Source organism: Chloroflexota bacterium, assembly GCA_009840625.1.
GTDB lineage: Bacteria > Chloroflexota > UBA11872 > UBA11872 > VXNJ01 > VXNJ01.
In genome coordinates this window covers 87,834-103,803 of sequence record VXNJ01000014.1, presented here as the reverse complement: position 1 = coordinate 103,803, position 15,970 = coordinate 87,834, and the positions used below count along the sequence as shown (strand labels likewise).

At 67.8% G+C, this 15,970-nt stretch carries 12 protein-coding genes and 1 tRNA gene; 1 reads left to right on the top strand and 12 read right to left on the bottom strand.

Annotated elements, in window-relative coordinates; all coding sequences use genetic code 11:
• Positions 1-65: 65 nt before the first annotated feature.
• The 10 genes from F4X41_08810 to coaBC all read right to left on the bottom strand — a co-directional run bounded on the left by F4X41_08810 (position 66) and on the right by coaBC (position 13,676).
• Entirely contained in the window at positions 66-845 is a 780-nt protein-coding gene (locus F4X41_08810; protein ID MYB17110.1) for a F0F1 ATP synthase subunit A, read from the bottom strand.
• 16 nt (positions 846-861) lie between these two features.
• A complete protein-coding gene (locus F4X41_08805) occupies positions 862-1,038 on the bottom strand; it encodes an AtpZ/AtpI family protein (protein MYB17109.1) in 177 nt (58 codons plus the stop codon).
• 346 nt (positions 1,039-1,384) lie between these two features.
• A complete protein-coding gene (locus tag F4X41_08800) occupies positions 1,385-2,809 on the bottom strand; it encodes a hypothetical protein (protein MYB17108.1) in 1,425 nt (474 codons plus the stop codon).
• Positions 2,796-4,835, bottom strand: a complete 2,040-nt coding sequence (locus tag F4X41_08795) for a hypothetical protein (GenBank protein ID MYB17107.1) — start codon at positions 4,833-4,835, stop codon at positions 2,796-2,798. Before F4X41_08795 ends, F4X41_08800 begins: the two co-directional genes overlap by 14 nt.
• 253 nt (positions 4,836-5,088) lie before the next feature.
• Positions 5,089-5,598, bottom strand: a complete 510-nt coding sequence (locus F4X41_08790) for a LysM peptidoglycan-binding domain-containing protein (GenBank protein ID MYB17106.1) — start codon at positions 5,596-5,598, stop codon at positions 5,089-5,091.
• Entirely contained in the window at positions 5,595-6,917 is a 1,323-nt protein-coding gene (locus F4X41_08785) for a DUF4147 domain-containing protein (GenBank protein ID MYB17105.1), read from the bottom strand. The genes F4X41_08790 and F4X41_08785 overlap by 4 nt, the downstream gene beginning before the upstream one ends.
• A 7-nt stretch (positions 6,918-6,924) precedes the next feature.
• Positions 6,925-8,040 (bottom strand): M24 family metallopeptidase, encoded by a 1,116-nt coding sequence (locus tag F4X41_08780; GenBank protein ID MYB17104.1) that lies wholly within the window; start codon positions 8,038-8,040, stop codon positions 6,925-6,927.
• Entirely contained in the window at positions 8,021-10,246 is a 2,226-nt protein-coding gene (locus F4X41_08775) for a bifunctional (p)ppGpp synthetase/guanosine-3',5'-bis(diphosphate) 3'-pyrophosphohydrolase (GenBank protein MYB17103.1), read from the bottom strand. Before F4X41_08775 ends, F4X41_08780 begins: the two co-directional genes overlap by 20 nt.
• Entirely contained in the window at positions 10,243-11,904 is a 1,662-nt protein-coding gene (locus tag F4X41_08770) for a hypothetical protein (GenBank protein MYB17102.1), read from the bottom strand. The genes F4X41_08775 and F4X41_08770 overlap by 4 nt, the downstream gene beginning before the upstream one ends.
• The gene (coaBC, locus tag F4X41_08765; GenBank protein ID MYB17101.1) at positions 11,901-13,676 is read right to left on the bottom strand and encodes a bifunctional phosphopantothenoylcysteine decarboxylase/phosphopantothenate--cysteine ligase CoaBC; all 1,776 of its coding nucleotides are present in this window, start codon (positions 13,674-13,676) and stop codon (positions 11,901-11,903) included. Before coaBC ends, F4X41_08770 begins: the two co-directional genes overlap by 4 nt.
• Before the next feature lie 272 nt (positions 13,677-13,948).
• Between coaBC and F4X41_08760 the strand changes: the two genes are divergently transcribed.
• Positions 13,949-14,032: transfer RNA gene (locus F4X41_08760), tRNA-Leu, on the top strand.
• Positions 14,033-14,037: 5 nt separating this feature from the next.
• On the opposite strand, the gene F4X41_08755 is transcribed toward F4X41_08760, so the two are convergent.
• Together F4X41_08755 and F4X41_08750 are read right to left on the bottom strand one after the other, a co-directional pair.
• A complete protein-coding gene (locus tag F4X41_08755; GenBank protein MYB17100.1) occupies positions 14,038-14,832 on the bottom strand; it encodes an aldo/keto reductase in 795 nt (264 codons plus the stop codon).
• An 11-nt stretch (positions 14,833-14,843) separates the two neighbouring features.
• Positions 14,844-15,791 (bottom strand): alpha/beta hydrolase, encoded by a 948-nt coding sequence (locus F4X41_08750; protein MYB17099.1) that lies wholly within the window; start codon positions 15,789-15,791, stop codon positions 14,844-14,846.
• Positions 15,792-15,970 lie beyond the last annotated feature (179 nt).

Below are 15,970 nucleotides of genomic sequence, written 5' to 3'. Positions count from 1 at the left end.
CGGTACCTTTCCTTAAGCAGTTAAGGTGGCTGAACGCTTACGCGCAAACAGGTTGAGGTTGCGGCTCAATGGTGCTCCGCCTCGGGATCGGTTCCGATCGCCACGCCGGTGAAGCTCAAAGTCAATATCGCAAACACCAGCGCCTGGATCAGGCCGAAGAGCAATTCGAGCAGCAGGAAGATAACGCCGATTACCGGCATGTAGGTGGCAGAGAGTCCCAGCAGCACTTCACCGGCGAAGAGATTGCCGAAAAGCCGGAATGAGAGCGAAACGATCACGAACAGTTCGATCAGCACGAAGATCGGCGCCAGCAGCCAGGAATTCTGGGCCACTTCCTTGAGATGGCCGGTCAGGCCGTGCGCGGCGATCCCGGTCGAGTGGATGAGGATGAACGCGACCAGGGCCAGGGCCAGCGTCATGTTGATGTCGGCCGTGGCCGGCCGCAGGAACGGCACCAGCACCTCGTGACCGTGGTGCTCGTGGAAATAGCCGATGGTGCCCACGAAGGGCAGCAGCGAGAACCAGTTGGCCAGCAATATGAAGGTGAAGAACCCCATCAGCAAGGGGAGCCGGGGATCGGTGAAGCGCCCCAGCGCCGAACGCGTCGCCGCGCCGATCTGGTCGTAGGTTACTTCGATGATCGACTGCAGTCCGGAAGGGATGATTCCGATTCGGCTGCGCACCGCCAGCGCGACGAGGAGCATGAATGCCATGACCACGAACATGATCACCATCGAGTTGGTGATGACGAATTCGCCGTAGGGGCGGGCCACCGAGTCTCCCAGAAGCGAAAAGTGACACTCTTCGCAGATCGGTTCGGCAGGGAGAACGAATTCGGGCAGCAAGTCGGTCGGCTCTCGGTTAGTCAGACTGCCAGCGGTAGATTCGCCAGAAAACGGAGAAACTGGCCAGCAGGCCCAACAGGACGCCCGCGGTCAGGAAGAACGGTCGGCTCGACAACTGGTCATCCAGCCATCCGCCGATTTGAATTCCGGCTATCAGGAATGCTCCGACTATGAAGCCAAACTCGAGCGCCAGCGCCGCGACCTTTACCACCCGCACGGCCGCACAGCAATCCTTTTGAGCCGGACCTTGCGCCGGTAAATCCTAACATTTTGGGGAGTTTCGAGCGCCGTCCGGGGCGTAATCGAATCGTGCCGGTACTTAAGATTTGAGGAACCCCTCAACGAACCCGACCAAGACATGTACGACCCCCTGAAAAGACCTCCCATCAAACGGCCCCGGATGACGATTCCGTGGGGATTCGTTTCACTGGTGATGGCGGCGGTCGTGGTGCTGGCGATATTCGGCAGCTGGAGCTACGTAGCCTGGGCTTGACCTAGCCGGCGTTGCCCGCACCGGCCAGCCGGTGCATCGCCCGGCCTTACTGGCCCCTGTTGAAGCGGTGTTCGGATAGGGCCGCGAATGCGGCGCTGGCGGCCGATTCGGGGTTCTCGCGCCCGACCATCAGCGGCAGATCGATGTTGCGGCGCATGATCGAACGTTCCTGGCCGGGCAGCATCACCGGCTCGGCTTCGGACAGGGCCTGGTCCATGAAATCGACGTCTTCGCGGGTAATCCGCGGCTGGAGGGCCGTGATCTTGGTCACGTCTGACCTTCGCGCGGTGGGAAATACGCTGTCGCCGGCGGTTCGGGCTATCGCCTGCATGCTCGCTATCGCGGCTTCCTGGTCGCGCGCCGACGTTAGCACACCGAGCATCATGTGCATTTCCACCGGCGTGTAGTGCCCAGGTCCGGCCGGCAGGTGGGCTAGGCTGACGGGTTCCTCGCGGCCTCGCCAGAACTGCGAAAGCCATCCACTGTTGAACGGATAGGAGACCATTGCGTTGGCGTTTTCGAACAACGTGTTGCGTAGGCTGCGCCCGCCGACGCCGTCGAACTTTATGGCGCTGCGTTGATCGTGCACGAGAGCGTAAATCAGCTCGTAGGCGGCCAGCGCTTCAGCCGACTGCAGGCGCTCCTCGCCGTCATCGAGACCGGGCAGGTCGGCCCCCATTGCCAGCATCCAGATCCAGGAAGGTGGCATGGAATCGGAATTGGCGTTGGTCGAAACCAGCTGCATGAAGCCGAAAGCGCCCCGCTCGGTCGGGTTGCTGGACGGATTGGTCAGGCGGGCCACGTTGGTCAGGAACTGGCGAATGTCCCATGGGCGGTCGATTGGCGGATCGACCCCGACCGTGGACAGCAGGTCCAGCTGACACATCATCATCCAGGGGCCCAGCATCAACGGAATCGCCAATTGACGGCCGCGCACCGAACCGGCCGCCAGCGTCCGGCCCCAGTATTCGCCCGGGCGCAGCAGCGATTCGACGCCGCCGGCTTTGTCAAGCTCGATCAGCAGGCCGGCGCGATTTAGTTCGGCCAGGTCGCGGCCGGGGAAGAGCAGCAGGTCGGGTCGGGCCTCGTTCGAGAGGGTGCTCAGCGTTTCGGCGACTCCGAGGCCCTCGGCTTGGTTTATAAGGACCCGGTCGTCCCTGATCCGGGGGTAGATTTCCTGCCAGGAATTGGCGCCGATGGCCAGGTTGCGGTAGTGCTCGTTGCGGCCGCCCCAGGGCGACTGCACGTAGCCGAGTTTGACCGTCTGGTCGGCCAGGTAGTCGGCGACCAATTCGATCTGGTCGGACGAGATCGCTCCCACCGAATCGAGAATCTCGCGTTGCTGGTCATTTAGCGGCGGCAGGGACCCGTCCGCGCCGCTTCCGCAGGCCGCCAGCAGGGCGGCGAAGGATCCGGCGGCGCCCAGCAGCCGCCGCCGCGGCATAAGTCGGCGCGGCTCAGCCAATCCCATCGGGCCGGTAGATCAATTCCGTTTGATCGGGGGCTTCGAACTTGAGCGTGGCAGGGTCATCGCGATAAGACCACACTTCGCCGCCGATTGCCAGTATGTAGACCATTCGGTCGTTCCTGAAATCGGGCGACAACGCCACTTGCAATACCGACCGGTTGGCCAGCCCCTCGTTGATCGCGTGCCAGGTCCCGCCGCCGTCGCCGGAGCGGCGCACGCCGGAGCTGGTCGCGGCGAAAAGCAACGGTTCGTCGGCATAACCGGGCGCGATCGCCAGGTCGAGGACCGATGTGTTCTTGTGCGCCGGCCGCGAACCGGACCAGACATTGCGGAAGCGCCGCGCGGGCGTGAAAACCTGGTTGTGGGCCGCGAACGACCAGGACCGCCGCTCGACCGCGTCGAAGTCGTCGGGAATCGCCACGCTCGCCCATTCGGCGTGGGTGCGGTGGCGCACCACCCGGCGCCAGCTCGTGCCGGCGTTCTCGGACAAGGAAACCACCACCCGCCCGACTCCGTAAGAGGCCACCACGATGATCTCGTCGGCGGCAAAATCCGGCGAAAACTGCACGTCGAGGACCGTGTCGCCGCGGAAATCGTGATCCACGCGCTCCAGTTCGGCGCCGTTGTCGCGGCTCAGCCAGGCCTTGCCCTCGATCCCGCCGGCAAACACCGCGAAATTCCCGTCGCTGGCGCCGGATACGGCCACGCAGCGGAGCTCGCACTCCTCGACCTGGTCGGAGCGATGCCAGGTTTCGCCGCCGTCGGCGGTCGAATACAGTCCGACCGCGGTCGCCGCGAACGCGCGGCCGTCGGCGGCGAACAGGGGCGAGGGCGCGATCTGGAACACCGGGATGCCCTCGGTGCCGGGTGCCGCTTCCGACCACCCGCGACCGCCGTCGGTGGATCGGAAAAGACCCCCCTGGGAACCGCCCGCGAACATCACTGGGCGGGTGCCGAAGTCGGGAACCATGGCAAAGCTCAGCCAGTTCTGGCTGGGAATCCCGGCGGCCGAATCCGACCAGGTTTGGCCCTCGTCGTCGGATCGCGCCAGCCCGGCGCCGTAGGTCCCGGCCAGCAGCAGGGTCTTGCCACCCGGTTCGGCCAGCGCCAGCAGCGCCAGCACCGGGGCCGAGTCCGCCGGATCGGCGAGCTTTTGGAAGCTCTCGCCAGCGTCCTCGGAGCGGTAAACCGCGCCGTTGCCGGCGCCGGCATAGACGGTCGAATCGGATGCGAAGCGGGGCGAAACGGCCAGTGCGTTGATGGATTCGTCCTCAACGCCTGAAGAACGCGCCAGGGAGCGGCCGCCGTCGTGGCTGTACCATATCCCTCTTTCCTCGTCACCCAGGAAAAGAGCCGCCCCGGTCCGCCCGACCGGCGCGCAGGCGATCACCTGGATGTTCGAGGGGGCGTCCTCACCTTCGATGCCGGCCGCAATCCAGTTGCGACCGCCGTCGGACGAGCGGAACGGCCCATGACCGGCAACCGCGCAGTAGGCGCGTTGGTCGGAAGCAAAGTCGGGCGAGTAGGCGATGGCGAGAACCTCGCCGCCATCCTCGTCCTGGGGCAATCCGGCGTTGGCGGCATTCCAAGTCTTGGCGGCGTTGTCGGTGCGAAACACCCCGTCGGTCAGCGTCGCGGTCAGGGCGGCGCGGTCGCGCGCAAAATCCGGCGAGGCCGCAAACGCGGCGATCTCGGGCTTTACTCCCCAGAATCCGAGCCGGCGCCAGTTCACGCCGCCGAACGACATGAACCCGCCGACTCCGGCGGCGGTGGCGAACAACCGCGGCGAGGATCCCGGCTCAAGGGCGATCGCCAGGTTCTGAATGAAGGGACTCTGCAGCCCCTCATTGGAAACCGTCCAGGTCCGACCGTTGTCGGTCGAGGTGTACACGCCCGACATGGTGCCGGCGTAAAGAATCCGTTCGGCGCTGGTGCCGGGAGCGGCGACGATCGCCGATACGGTACCGCCGCTCTTACCGCCAACGCGCTGCCAGGTGTTGGCGGGTACGGTGATTAGTTCACTGGCCATGGGCAATTCCGGTGCTCGCCGCAGGAGGTTTGATGACCCTTGGGGTGATCCGGCTACCGGCGCGTAGGTTGGGGCGCGGTCGCAGGCAGGGCACGCTCAATCACAAACCAATTATCGGACGTTGGCCCAGTTTGCCGTCGGGCGATCCGGACCGGACCTGCTTCGCGGTCGGAGTGCTGCCGGTGCCGGGCAGGTCCCAGGCCCGCCGCCGAAGCCGGTAAACCACCGGATCGAGACTGGCCAAACCGACCCGTCAGACGATGATCGTTATCGTGTCGCCGGCAACGATCAGGTCGGGGTCCACGATGCCCGGGTTCGCCTGCAGCAGATCCTCCAGGTTCACCGAGTAGCGGGTGGCGATTTCATCGAGCGTCTCCCCCGGTTGCACCACGTGCTCAAACTCCGAGTGCGACCGGTCCGGCTCGACGGCCAACGGATCGGCCGGCGACGGCGCGGGTGGCGACTGCTCCCGCGGCGCGACCGTCGGCAGGGGCCCAAAGTCCGGGGCCGGCGCCGAGCGGCCCGGTTCCTGGCGGGCCAGGATTGCTTCCGAATTGTGGGCCGCGTCCTCGTACACGCCGGTCTGCCATTCAAGGGCCAGAAAGGCCACCGCGGCGGCGGCGGCCAGGATCATCAGCCGCACCAGGGCTACCCAGTCGAACCGACCCGCGGCAACGATCGCGTCGCCGGTCACCGGCCGCCAGCGCAGGCGGCCGTCGACCATTTGCGGGGAGACGGGCGGCTCTTGGTCTTGTTCGCTCAAGGTGCCCCCAGGACCAGCAGGAGATCGTTCACGTTCGTGTGCGTAGGACCGGTGATCACGAGATCGCCGCTGGCGCGCAGATACGAATATGCGTCATTGTCCATCAGGTGCCGCGATGCATCCAGTCCGGCCCGTGCGCCCCGCGCGATCGTTCCGCTGTCGACGAGCGCCCCGGCGGCGTCGGTCGGGCCGTCGGTGCCGTCGGTGCCAGCGGCCAAGACCGTCAACCGCGGCTCCCCGACCAGGACCTCGGCGGCCCGCAGCGCCAGTTGCTGGCAACGCCCGCCGCGACCCTGGCCGCGAACCCGAACGACGGTCTCTCCGCCGTAGACCAGGCAGAACGGGCGGTCGGCCCGTTCCAGTTCGGCGCGGCCGGCGCGGACCAGGCGCCCGGCGGCCGCTTCGGCCTGCCCGGTCACCGCCAGATCGCAGATCCGCGCCCGCACGCCGAGGGATTCGGCATGCGCCGAGGCCGCCCGGGCCGCGGTCCGAAGGTTGGCCACCACGCGATGACGGACCCGCGCGAAGGCCGCGTCACCGGGCTTGGGAGTTTCGGCCAGCTCGCCATCGCGGCCGCGCGCCAGCAGCCGGGCCACTGCCGCCGGCAGGCGTCCCCACAACTCGAAGCGATCGATCACCGCCGCCGCGTCCCGCCAGGTCGACGGATCTGGGCAAAAGGGGCCCGAGGCAATCGTCGAGAGATCGTCGCCGAGCACGTCCGATATCGCCACGACCAGCACCTCGCGCCCCTCGGCGGCCCGCGCCAGGCGGCCCGCATGGGTGGCAGATAGGTGCTTGCGGACCGAGTTGAGTTGGCCGATGTCTGCCCCGGCGCGCAGCAGAATGTCGGTCGTCGAGGCCAGATCGGCGATGCCGGCCGGCGGAATCGGATCGATCATCAGCGCCGATCCGCCGCCGGAAAAAAGGGCCAGGATCAACGCGTCCCGCGGAGCCGCGGAGATCGTCTCGCGAATCCGGCGCCCATTGCGCTGGGCGCGCGAGTCGGGCACCGGGTGCGCCGCTTCAAGCAGTCCGATCCGATCGAGCGGCAGGACGTGCCCGTCCTTGACCGCCACCACCCCGGCAGAAATCCGCGAACCGAGCCGCGCTTCGGCCTGCGCCGCCATCGCCGCCGCGGCCTTGCCCGCGCCCACGACCACTATTTCCCGGGCGACCCGCCCCGGCGCCACCGTTGCGGGTTCCAGCGCGGCGGCCAAGCACCGCTCCGGGCGCGCCGCTGCTATTCCGGCCTCGACAATGGCCAAGCCGTCCCGGCGCCGCTTTAAATCCCCCCAGCGCGGGGACTTCGCCGGCCGCATCCGCCGCCTAGCGCTGCAGGATGGCGGGCCGCCTCACCGGTCTGCCGGGCAGTTCTATCGCCGGCCACTCGCCGGTCTCGGTGATCACTTCAAAGTCGGGTTCATCGGGTCCGCCGCCGACAATCACCGTGTCCTCGCTTTTGACCCCGGCGATCGACGGATTCCAGGCGAACGAATATCCGCTGCCGATCTCCATGTCGACCCCGGCGCCGGCGAAGAACTCGCGCGACCCGTACCCGGCCGGACCGCCCTGATGGTGTTCGCGCCATTCGCCGGCGAAACCCTGGGCGGCGTACTCGGCCCGGCCGGCCGCGAACGCATCGGACACCCGATTGCCGGGCCTGCTGGCGGCGATGAAGGCCGCGTCGACGCTCGCGCAGGCCAGCGCCCGGGCCTTAAGGTCCTGGTCGATTGGGCCGAAATGGACCAGCCTGGTGATCGAGCACCAAAGCCCGTCGCGCAGCGCGCAGGAGACGAGCATCAGGTAACGCTCGATTGACTTGTTCACCGGAAGCGGGTGGCGGTGGCGGCGGATACGGTCGTCGGAGGCCACCAGCAACACCGGGGCCACGATCCCGGTACGGTTGAGTTTTTCCTGCAGCAGCGCCGCGGCCTCGAATTCGCTCTGCCCCGGACTGATCTCCCTGGCCGTGGCCTCAACCGCGGCAGCGGTGTCGGCGCCCAGGGCCCGGTACCGGGCTATGTCGGCCGGCCCCAGCCGGGAGCGCAGCTCGGAAACCGCCCGCTGGGCGTCAACCGCACAGGGGAACGGCAGGTCGCTGGCCAGGCGCGAACCGCCGGTGAGGGCGCGCACCGCCGGCTCCGGATCGGCGAAGAATTCCGTCCACGGGACGGACTCGATCGCAATCTCAAGTCCCGGCAGTTCCTCTTCGGGAAGCCGCGGCAATTCGATGTTGGCGGCCAGCAGGTGCACGCTCTGGCGGGAGATTAGCATCAGCCCCACCCCCCGCGGGTCGCCGTCGACGATGTAGGAACGTCCGCCGCCGCTGAGCCACGCGAACGACCCCGGCGACTGCAGCAGCAGCCAGTCCCAGCCGTGCCCGTCCATCAACTGGCGCACGGCCCCTAGCTTTGCATCAAACTCATCCGTGCGGGGGCGCATTGGCGACCTGCTCTCCGATTTCGCGGCGGACTTCGGTTACGTTGCGGACCAGGTGGAGGCGGTTCAAAAGCCGGGTGAGTTCGCCGATGCTGGTCAGGGCAACCACGATCCGGACACGGGCGGTGCCCGCCCGGTCGGTAAGCACTTCGGCCGATTCGATGTTGTGGCCCTCCTCGGCAACGACCGTGGCGATGTCGCGCAGCAATCCCTCGCGGTCTTCGGCGACGGCCAGGATGCGCGCCGGGAATGAGCGCGAATCGGCCTGCTTCCAGCGGACTTCCACCAGGCGGCCCTGGTCAAGCGACTTGACCACGTTGACGCATCCGGCGCGGTGCACGGTAACCCCGTGACCGCGGGTGACGTAGCCGACGATCGCATCGCCCGGCAGCGGTCCGCAGCAGGCGCCCAGCCGGGTCAGGGCATTGTCAATTTCGCCGACCGCGACGCCGCCTTCGACGTCGCGCGAGGGCGCCGATTCGGGTATCAGTACGGTGGGCGCGGCTGTCTCCAGACCGAGCCGGTTCACCACCTGCGTCGCAGTGACCGCGCCGTAGCCCACCCCCATCAATAGGCCCGGCACGTCCGGGTAGGAGAGTCGCCGGGCGGCTTTGAGCAGGATTTCCTCGGCGATGGCCGCCAGCGGTCCGTGGCCGATCCGGTTCAGTTCCCGCTCCAGGAGCCGCCGCCCGTGGGCTTCGTTTTCGGCCCGCGTCTGATGCTTGAACCACTGCCGGATCTTGTTGCGGGCGCTGCCGGTGGCCACGATCGAGAGCCAGTCCCGACTCGGGCCCTTGCTGGCCTTGTTCGTCTGGATCTCGACCGTGTCCCCGGTCGACAGCTCATAGCGCAGCGGCACCCGGCGGCCGTTTACCTGGGCGCCGACGCAACGGTGCCCTACCTCGGTGTGGATTCGGTAGGCGAAGTCGAGCGGAGTTGAACCGCGCGGCAGGTCGATCACGTCGCCGTTGGGGGTGAACACGAAGAGCTGGTCGGCGAACACGTCGGTCTTGAGCATGTCGATGAGCGGTTCGGCCGACTCCAGGTCGTCCTGCCATTCGAGCACCTGCCGGATCCAGGCCAGTTTTTCGTCGAAACTCTCCGGGTTGACCCTTCCCTCCTTGTACCGCCAGTGGGCGGCCACGCCGTATTCGGCTTCGCGGTGCATCTTTTCGGTCCGGATTTGCACTTCGAAGCGCTGCCGGCCGGGCCCCAGCACCGCAGTGTGCAGGGACTGGTAGCGGTTGGACTTGGGCGAGGAGATGTAGTCGTCGAACTGCCCCGCGATCGCCCGCCAGTTGGAGTGGACCACCGCCAGCGCGCGGTAGCACTCCTCGACCGTGCGCACGATGACGCGGACCGCGATCAGGTCGTGGATTTGTTCGAAATCGACGCTTTTGCGCCGCATCTTCCGATATATGGAATAGATGTGCTTGGCGCGCCCCGACAGATGGGCCTTCAGGTCCGCGTCGCCCAGGTGCTTGCCGAGCGTCTCGACGACCTCGTTAACCAGTGTCTCGCGCTGCCCGCGGCGCATCTCCAGCATCCCCGCGATCTTGGCGTACTCGGCGGGATCGTACTGCCGGAAGGCCTCGTCCTCGAGCTGCCAGCGCCAGGTCCACATCCCCAGCCGTCCCGCCAGCGGGGCGTATAGCTCGAGCGTTTCCTCGCAGACGTGCCGGATTTGGGCCGGGCCCAGCGCCGAGACGGTCCGGATATTGTGCAGACGGTCGGCGAGCTTTACGATCACCACTCTTATGTCGCGCGCCATGGCCAGGAACATCTTGCGCATCGTCAGCGCCCGCTCGCCCTCGATGTGGTCAAGGTCCAGGCGGGTCAACTTGGTAACGCCGTCGACCAACTCGGCCACTTCCCGGCCGAATTTCTTGCGGATCAGGCCCGATTCGACTCCGCAGTCCTCCTGCACGTCGTGCAGCAGTCCGGCGACGACGGTGTCCACGTCCATGCGCAGTTCGGCTAGCAACATCGACACCGCCAGCGGGTGCGACACGTAGGGATCGCCGGACCGGCGCATCTGCCCGGCGTGGGCCTGGGCGGCGAATTCGTAGGCGCGTCTGATCTTGGCCAGATCGGCGGCCCGGTTTTCCGACAGGTATTCGGAAACGGCGCTGAGCAACGGCTCCGGGGAGGGGTCCGGATCGGCGCGGGCGACGGTGACGCCGCCCGGCGCGTGGCTCTCGGCGCTCATGCCGGTCGCAAGTCCTCTACTATGACCACAACCCCAGCATATCCGGGGCGGGGGCGTGAGATTTCGCCAATTATGTCGACAATCGACCCGGGCACGACCTCGGATCGGTGGACGCCGCCGCTGAACCAGACCACGTCGGCCTGCGGGCAATCGCGCAGCTTCAGGCGCAGGTGGCGGCCCCTCGAAAAACCGATCACCTGACCGACGATCGCCCCGTTCAGGCGGCAGCGCGGCGGCGCGAAGCCGCGTCCGAACGGCTCCAGCGGCAGCAGCGCTTCCAGCAATTCGGGGACCAGGTCGGCGGGCGCCAGCGCGAAATCGTAGCCGAGCGGGGCAGGCGTCCACGGATCCGTTCGGTCGGCCCAGAATTCGCCGATGACCCGGGCCAATTGTTCGATCTGCGCCGGCGCAATCGTGAAACCACAGGCCTGCGGGTGGCCGCCGAGCTGCAGCGGGGCCGGCGAGAGGCGCTGCAGGGGGGCCATCGCGTCATGCCCGGCCGGAGTGCGGCCCGATCCCCGAACCACCTCGCCGGCCGGGGCGCACAGATAGACCGGTGCGTTGCGCCGGGCGCAGAGCCGGGTCGCGGTGGCCGAGATCACCCCGGGATGGAACCGCTCGTCGAATTTGAAGACCGGTCCCTGGGACCCAAGCCCGGACCGCAGGATCGCTTCCACCTGCTCGGACATTTCCCGGCGCCGCCGACCCAGGGCCACCAGATCGGCTGCCAGCGGGCGGGCCGCGGCAAGGTCCGGGCTGGCCAGCAACCGAGTAGCCAACGCCGGGTCGCCGATCCGGCCGGCGCTGTTGATCAGGGGAGCGATCCGAAAAGCCACGTCCCGCGCGCTGGGCGCCGACCCGATCCGCGCGGCCTTTAGCAGGGATTCGACCCCCGGCCGCGGCGACAAGGCGATTGCTTGCAGTCCCTGGCTCACCAGCCAGCGGTTCTCCCCGGTCAGCGGAATCGCGTCGGCCACGGTCGCGATTGCGGCCAGGTCGACCAGATCCGCGTTGTCGCCCCCGCCGCCAAGCCAACCGATCGCCTGGGCCAGCTTCAGGGCAAGGGCCCCGGCGCAGAACCGGTCCGGCAGGTCGGCCGCCAGCGGGTTCACGGCCGCGACCACGTTCGCTAGCGGCGCCTCCAGCAGGTGGTGATCAATCACCACCACGTCCATCCCCAGTTCCACCGCAAGGTCAATCTCGGCCTGGGCGTTGGCGCCCAGGTCCAGGGCCAGCAGCAACTGGGCGCCGTTTTCGGCCAGATGCCGCACGCCGCGCGGATTGAGCCCGTATCCGTCGCGCAGCCGGTCCGGAAAATAAATCAGCGGCTCCAGGCCGCGGCGCTGGAAAAGCACCGCAAGCAGGGCCGCCGCGCACATGCCATCGCAGTCAAAGTCGGCGTAGATCGCGACGCGTTCGCCGCGTTCGATCGACAACAGCAGGCGTTCGGCGGCATCCTTCAGGCCCGGAACCATGAAGGGGTTGCTGCTCGCGCCGGCAAAGATCTCCTCGGGGGCCGGTCGGTCGGCGCCGTAGCCGCGCCCCGCCAGCACCGCCGCGCGCACCGCAGCGGGGTCGGCCGGGCGGTCGTCGGCGGCGGGGTGCGCCGGCTCCCAGACGCGCCCGTCGAGTCCGCGGACGCGCGCGGTCCCGATCAACCCAGCAGCTCCTCGAGCAGATCCGTGACCCGTTCGGCGACCGCGGCCTTGGGCGCAGGACCGACCCGGTCCCAAACCCCGTCGCGGCCGTAGATGGTGACGGTGTTGGGACCGAAGCCGAACCCTGCTTGCGCGTCCGACAAATCGTTGGCCACGATCGCATCGAGCGACTTTTGCGCGATCTTTTGCCGGGCGTCGCCGGCCGGATCGCCTACCGACAGCGAGAAACCGATGCGCACCCGCGCGCGGCAGGCCGACTTGACTATGTCCAGGGTTGGTTCCAGGTCGATCCGCAATTTCTCCCGGCGACGCAACTTGCCCTGAAATCGCTCCAGCGGCCGGAAGTCACCGACCGCGGCGCACATCACCAGCGCGTCGGCACCCTCGGTGTGCTCGGCCACCGCCGACGCCAAGGCGTCGGCGTCGCCGGCGGAGACGAAATCCATGCCCGCCGGTATGCGGGTTTGCAGATGGGCGCCGATCAGGGTCACCGTTGCACCCCGGTCCCGCGCCGCTTCGGCCAGCGCCGTGCCCTGGGTCCCGGTCGAGGGATTGCTCAGGAAACGGACCGCGTCGACCGCCTCGCGCGTGGCCCCGGCAGTTACCACCACACGACGACCGCGCAGCGTCCCTTCCGTCCCTAGGGCGCGGCGCAGGTGATCGACGAGTTCGGCCGGTTCGGGCAGCCGGCCGCGGCCATCCCGGCCCGAGGCATGCCGTCCGACGGCAGGTTCCAGCACCTGCATCCCGGCCGCGGTCAGGCTGGCCAGGGCATCCCGCACCGGCGAACTGGCAAGCATGTTCTCCTCCATCGCCGGAGCCAGCAAAATCGGACCGCGCACCGAAAGCAAGGCCGCCGTGAGGATGTTCGAGGCCCGCCCGGCGGCGATCTGGGCCAGACTTTCGGCCGTCACCGGCGCCACCAGGGCCGCATCGGCCGCCAGGCCCAGTTCCACGTGGGCTATGGCCCCTTCATCGGTCATCGCCTCGATGTCGCCGTACGCGCGCCGACCGGTCAGCCCGGAAAAAGTCGCCAGGCCGACGAACTTTTGCGCCGCCGGCGTCAACAGCGCGTCCACGCCGGCGCCGGCGCGGGTGAGCATGCTGGCGACCACGGCCGCCTTGTAGGCGGAGATCGATCCGGTGACGCCGAGCAGGATCCGGCGGCCGGCAAGCACCCGCACCTTCACCCCGTCCCCTCCCCGGCAAGCGCGATCCCGCGCAGGGTCAGGTCCGGATCTATACGCTCGAGCTCGGGTACGTCTTCGGCAATCAATGCGCAGTTGCCGCCAGTGCCGACCACCGCGTCGATCGGCCCGACCTCCTCCCTGAGTCTGGCCAACAGTTCGCGCACCAAGCCCACGAACCCCCAGTAGGCGCCCGACTGCATGCAGGTCTCGGTGTCCAACCCCAGGATTCGGTCGGGGCGGGCGAATCGGACCGGCGGCAGCAATTGGGCGGCGGCGGCCAGCGCGGCTACGCTCACCCGCGGACCCGGGGCGATAACCCCGCCGCCGTAGTCGCCTGCGCCGGTCACGAAATCGAGCGTGGTGGCCGTCCCGACATCGACGACGATCGCCGGCGCGGCGTGCAGTCGGGCGCAGGCAAGGCAGTTCAGGAGGCGGTCTATTCCTACCCGCCGCGGCTCCCGCACGAGCGCCCGCACCCCGGGCAGCGCCGTCCCCTGCAGTAGCGTGACCGAGTCGCAGAAGGCTGCTGCTGCTGCTGCCAGCGATTCGGTGTGACTGGGGGCAACCGAAGCGATAAGACACCGCCCGAATTGCGGACCCGCATCGCGCACCACCCGCAATCGCTGGCGCCAGGATTCCGGGTCAGATTCGCCGTCGACGTCGATCTGCCAGCGCCTTACCAGCCGGTCGCCGTCGAATGCTCCCAGACTGACCGCGCTGTTGCCCAGGTCGACCGCCAGCAGCACGCTCAGTCAGCCTCCGCTGGGGCGGGCGGGAAGGAGCGTGGAGGCGCGACCCTCCAGGGTCAGCTCGCCCGGGGCTCGTGCACAGGCGAAAATCCGTGCGGTGACCCTGCCGGGGTGGCGGAACGGCAGACGCAGCGGACTTAAAATCCGCTGGGCCATTGGCCCGTGCGGGTTCAAATCCCGCCCCCGGTACCGTTTCAGGCGGTGCCCGCTTCCAGTAGTCGACGCTGGCGGCCGGTCAAGCGCCACCGGGTCGCAGCGGCCAGGTCGTCGACACGCTCGATCCGATCGGTTTTCGGAATCGCGGTCACGCCGCCGCCGCCAATCGCCCAGTTGAGCAGGACCTGGGCGGGTGATCGTCCGACCTCTTCGGCGATCGACTCGACAACGGGTTTTGAAGCCCCCAGTTCAAAGCGCGCCAGCGGCCGGTAGGCAATCACCAGGACTCCGTTATCGCGGCACCAGGCGACCGTATCGCGTTCCATTTGGCGATCGACCAGGTTGTAGCGGATCTGGTTCGAAACGAGCGGTATGTCGCCCAGGGCCGCCTGGGCCGCCTGCATCTGGTCGATCGAGAAATTGCTGACCCCAACGTAGCGCACCAGGCCTTCTTCCACCAGGTGCCGCATGCCGCGCATGGTCTCGTTGATCGGGATGTGCGGGTTCGGCCAATGCACCTGATACAGGTCAATCGCGGACACCCCGAGCCGCTCGATCGACCGCAGGCAATGGCGGATAACGTCCGCCAGCCGCAGGTTTTCCGGCGAGACCTTGGTGGCCAGGAACACCCGGTCTCGAACCGGCGCCAGCTCGGTCCCGACCAGGTCCTCGTTGCCGTAGGACTCGGCCGTGTCAATGAATCCGCAGCCCAGCTCGGTCGCCCGCACCAGAACGCCCGCCCCGCCCCGGTAGAGCCAGGTGCCGAATCCGATCGCCGGCATTGCGTCGATTCCACCCTTGAGCGGAATACTGGCGATCGCGTTGCCGCTCAACGGATGCGTCGCTAGGCCGCGGCGGCGCTTGAGCGCACCGCCTCAAGGCGGCGGCTAAGGAATTCGTCGATCAGGGTCGCCAGTTCGTTGGGGAATTCGCGCTGAATCACGTGCCCGCAGTGCTCCAGCTCCACCTGCTGAATGTCGGGCAGCATATTCAGCAGCCGCAGCGTCCGGGCCTGGTCGGAGGCAAGGTCGGATTCTCCGTGCACCGCCAGAACCGGCACAGATATCGACGGCAGCAACCGGTCCAGGTCATCCGGCGCCAGGTGCTTGAGGATTTCAAAGCTGGCGCGCACAAAATCCGGCGCGCCGAACGGCAGATACTGTTCGTCGATGACTTCATCGGTGACCGAGCGCGCGTCCTCCATGCCCATGATGTTGGCCAGCCCAACCACCGTGCGCAGCGAGGCGATCCGACCGGCGACCGGCGCCACCAGGTCGTTGCCGGCGATCCGGATCGCCCAGCGCGCCAGCGCCGAAGGGCTAAGGAAGGGGGCGACCAGAATCAGCGCCTTGATGCGGTCCGGCGCAATCGCCGCCGCCGCCAGTCCGGCCGGTCCGGTTCCGGAAGTCGCCATCAGCGCCCCGGCGCCGATTTCGAGTCGATCCATGACTCCCAGCAACCGCCGCGCCTGCGCCTCGGCGCTGTAATCGGCGCCCGCGGGTTTGTCAGCCAGGGCAAATCCGGGCGGATCGATCAGCAGCAATCGCCAGTTCGCGGCCAGCCGGCCGGCCAGCGGCAGCCAGGCCCGGCTGGTGCCCGCGAAACCGGGCAGCGCCAGGATGGGGGGTCCCTGGCCAACGGATTCCACCACCGCGCGCGCGTCTCCGCATTCGACCCAGTCGGCCGCGCCCAGGAATTCATTCGGGGCGATCGGGACCGGGGTCAACCCCAGGCGTTCGAGGACGCTGCGGGTGCGCATGCGCTGCTGGCGCAATCTGAAAACCGGTCCCATCAGCGGATGATCGGGCCTATAAACCGGGCGAGTTCCTGATTCGTGTCCCCGATTATCCGCGCCACCCGGTCCGTTCAATGGAAACGGGCGGTTCCTTCACCTAGAATCGCCCGGCCCGGGTCGTATGCGCCCGGACGACGTTCTACCTTTCTGTCGGCGGTCGGACCGCCGCGCGTTAA

Coding starts and splice junctions, on each gene's coding strand:
- F4X41_08750 (MYB17099.1), bottom strand. CDS start 15,791: ATGGGACCGGTTTTCAGATTGCGCCAGCAGCGCATGCGCACCCGCAGC.
- F4X41_08785 (MYB17105.1), bottom strand. CDS start 6,917: ATGCGGCCGGCGAAGTCCCCGCGCTGGGGGGATTTAAAGCGGCGCCGG.
- F4X41_08775 (MYB17103.1), bottom strand. CDS start 10,246: ATGAGCGCCGAGAGCCACGCGCCGGGCGGCGTCACCGTCGCCCGCGCC.
- F4X41_08780 (MYB17104.1), bottom strand. CDS start 8,040: ATGCGCCCCCGCACGGATGAGTTTGATGCAAAGCTAGGGGCCGTGCGC.
- F4X41_08795 (MYB17107.1), bottom strand. CDS start 4,835: ATGGCCAGTGAACTAATCACCGTACCCGCCAACACCTGGCAGCGCGTT.
- F4X41_08800 (MYB17108.1), bottom strand. CDS start 2,809: ATGGGATTGGCTGAGCCGCGCCGACTTATGCCGCGGCGGCGGCTGCTG.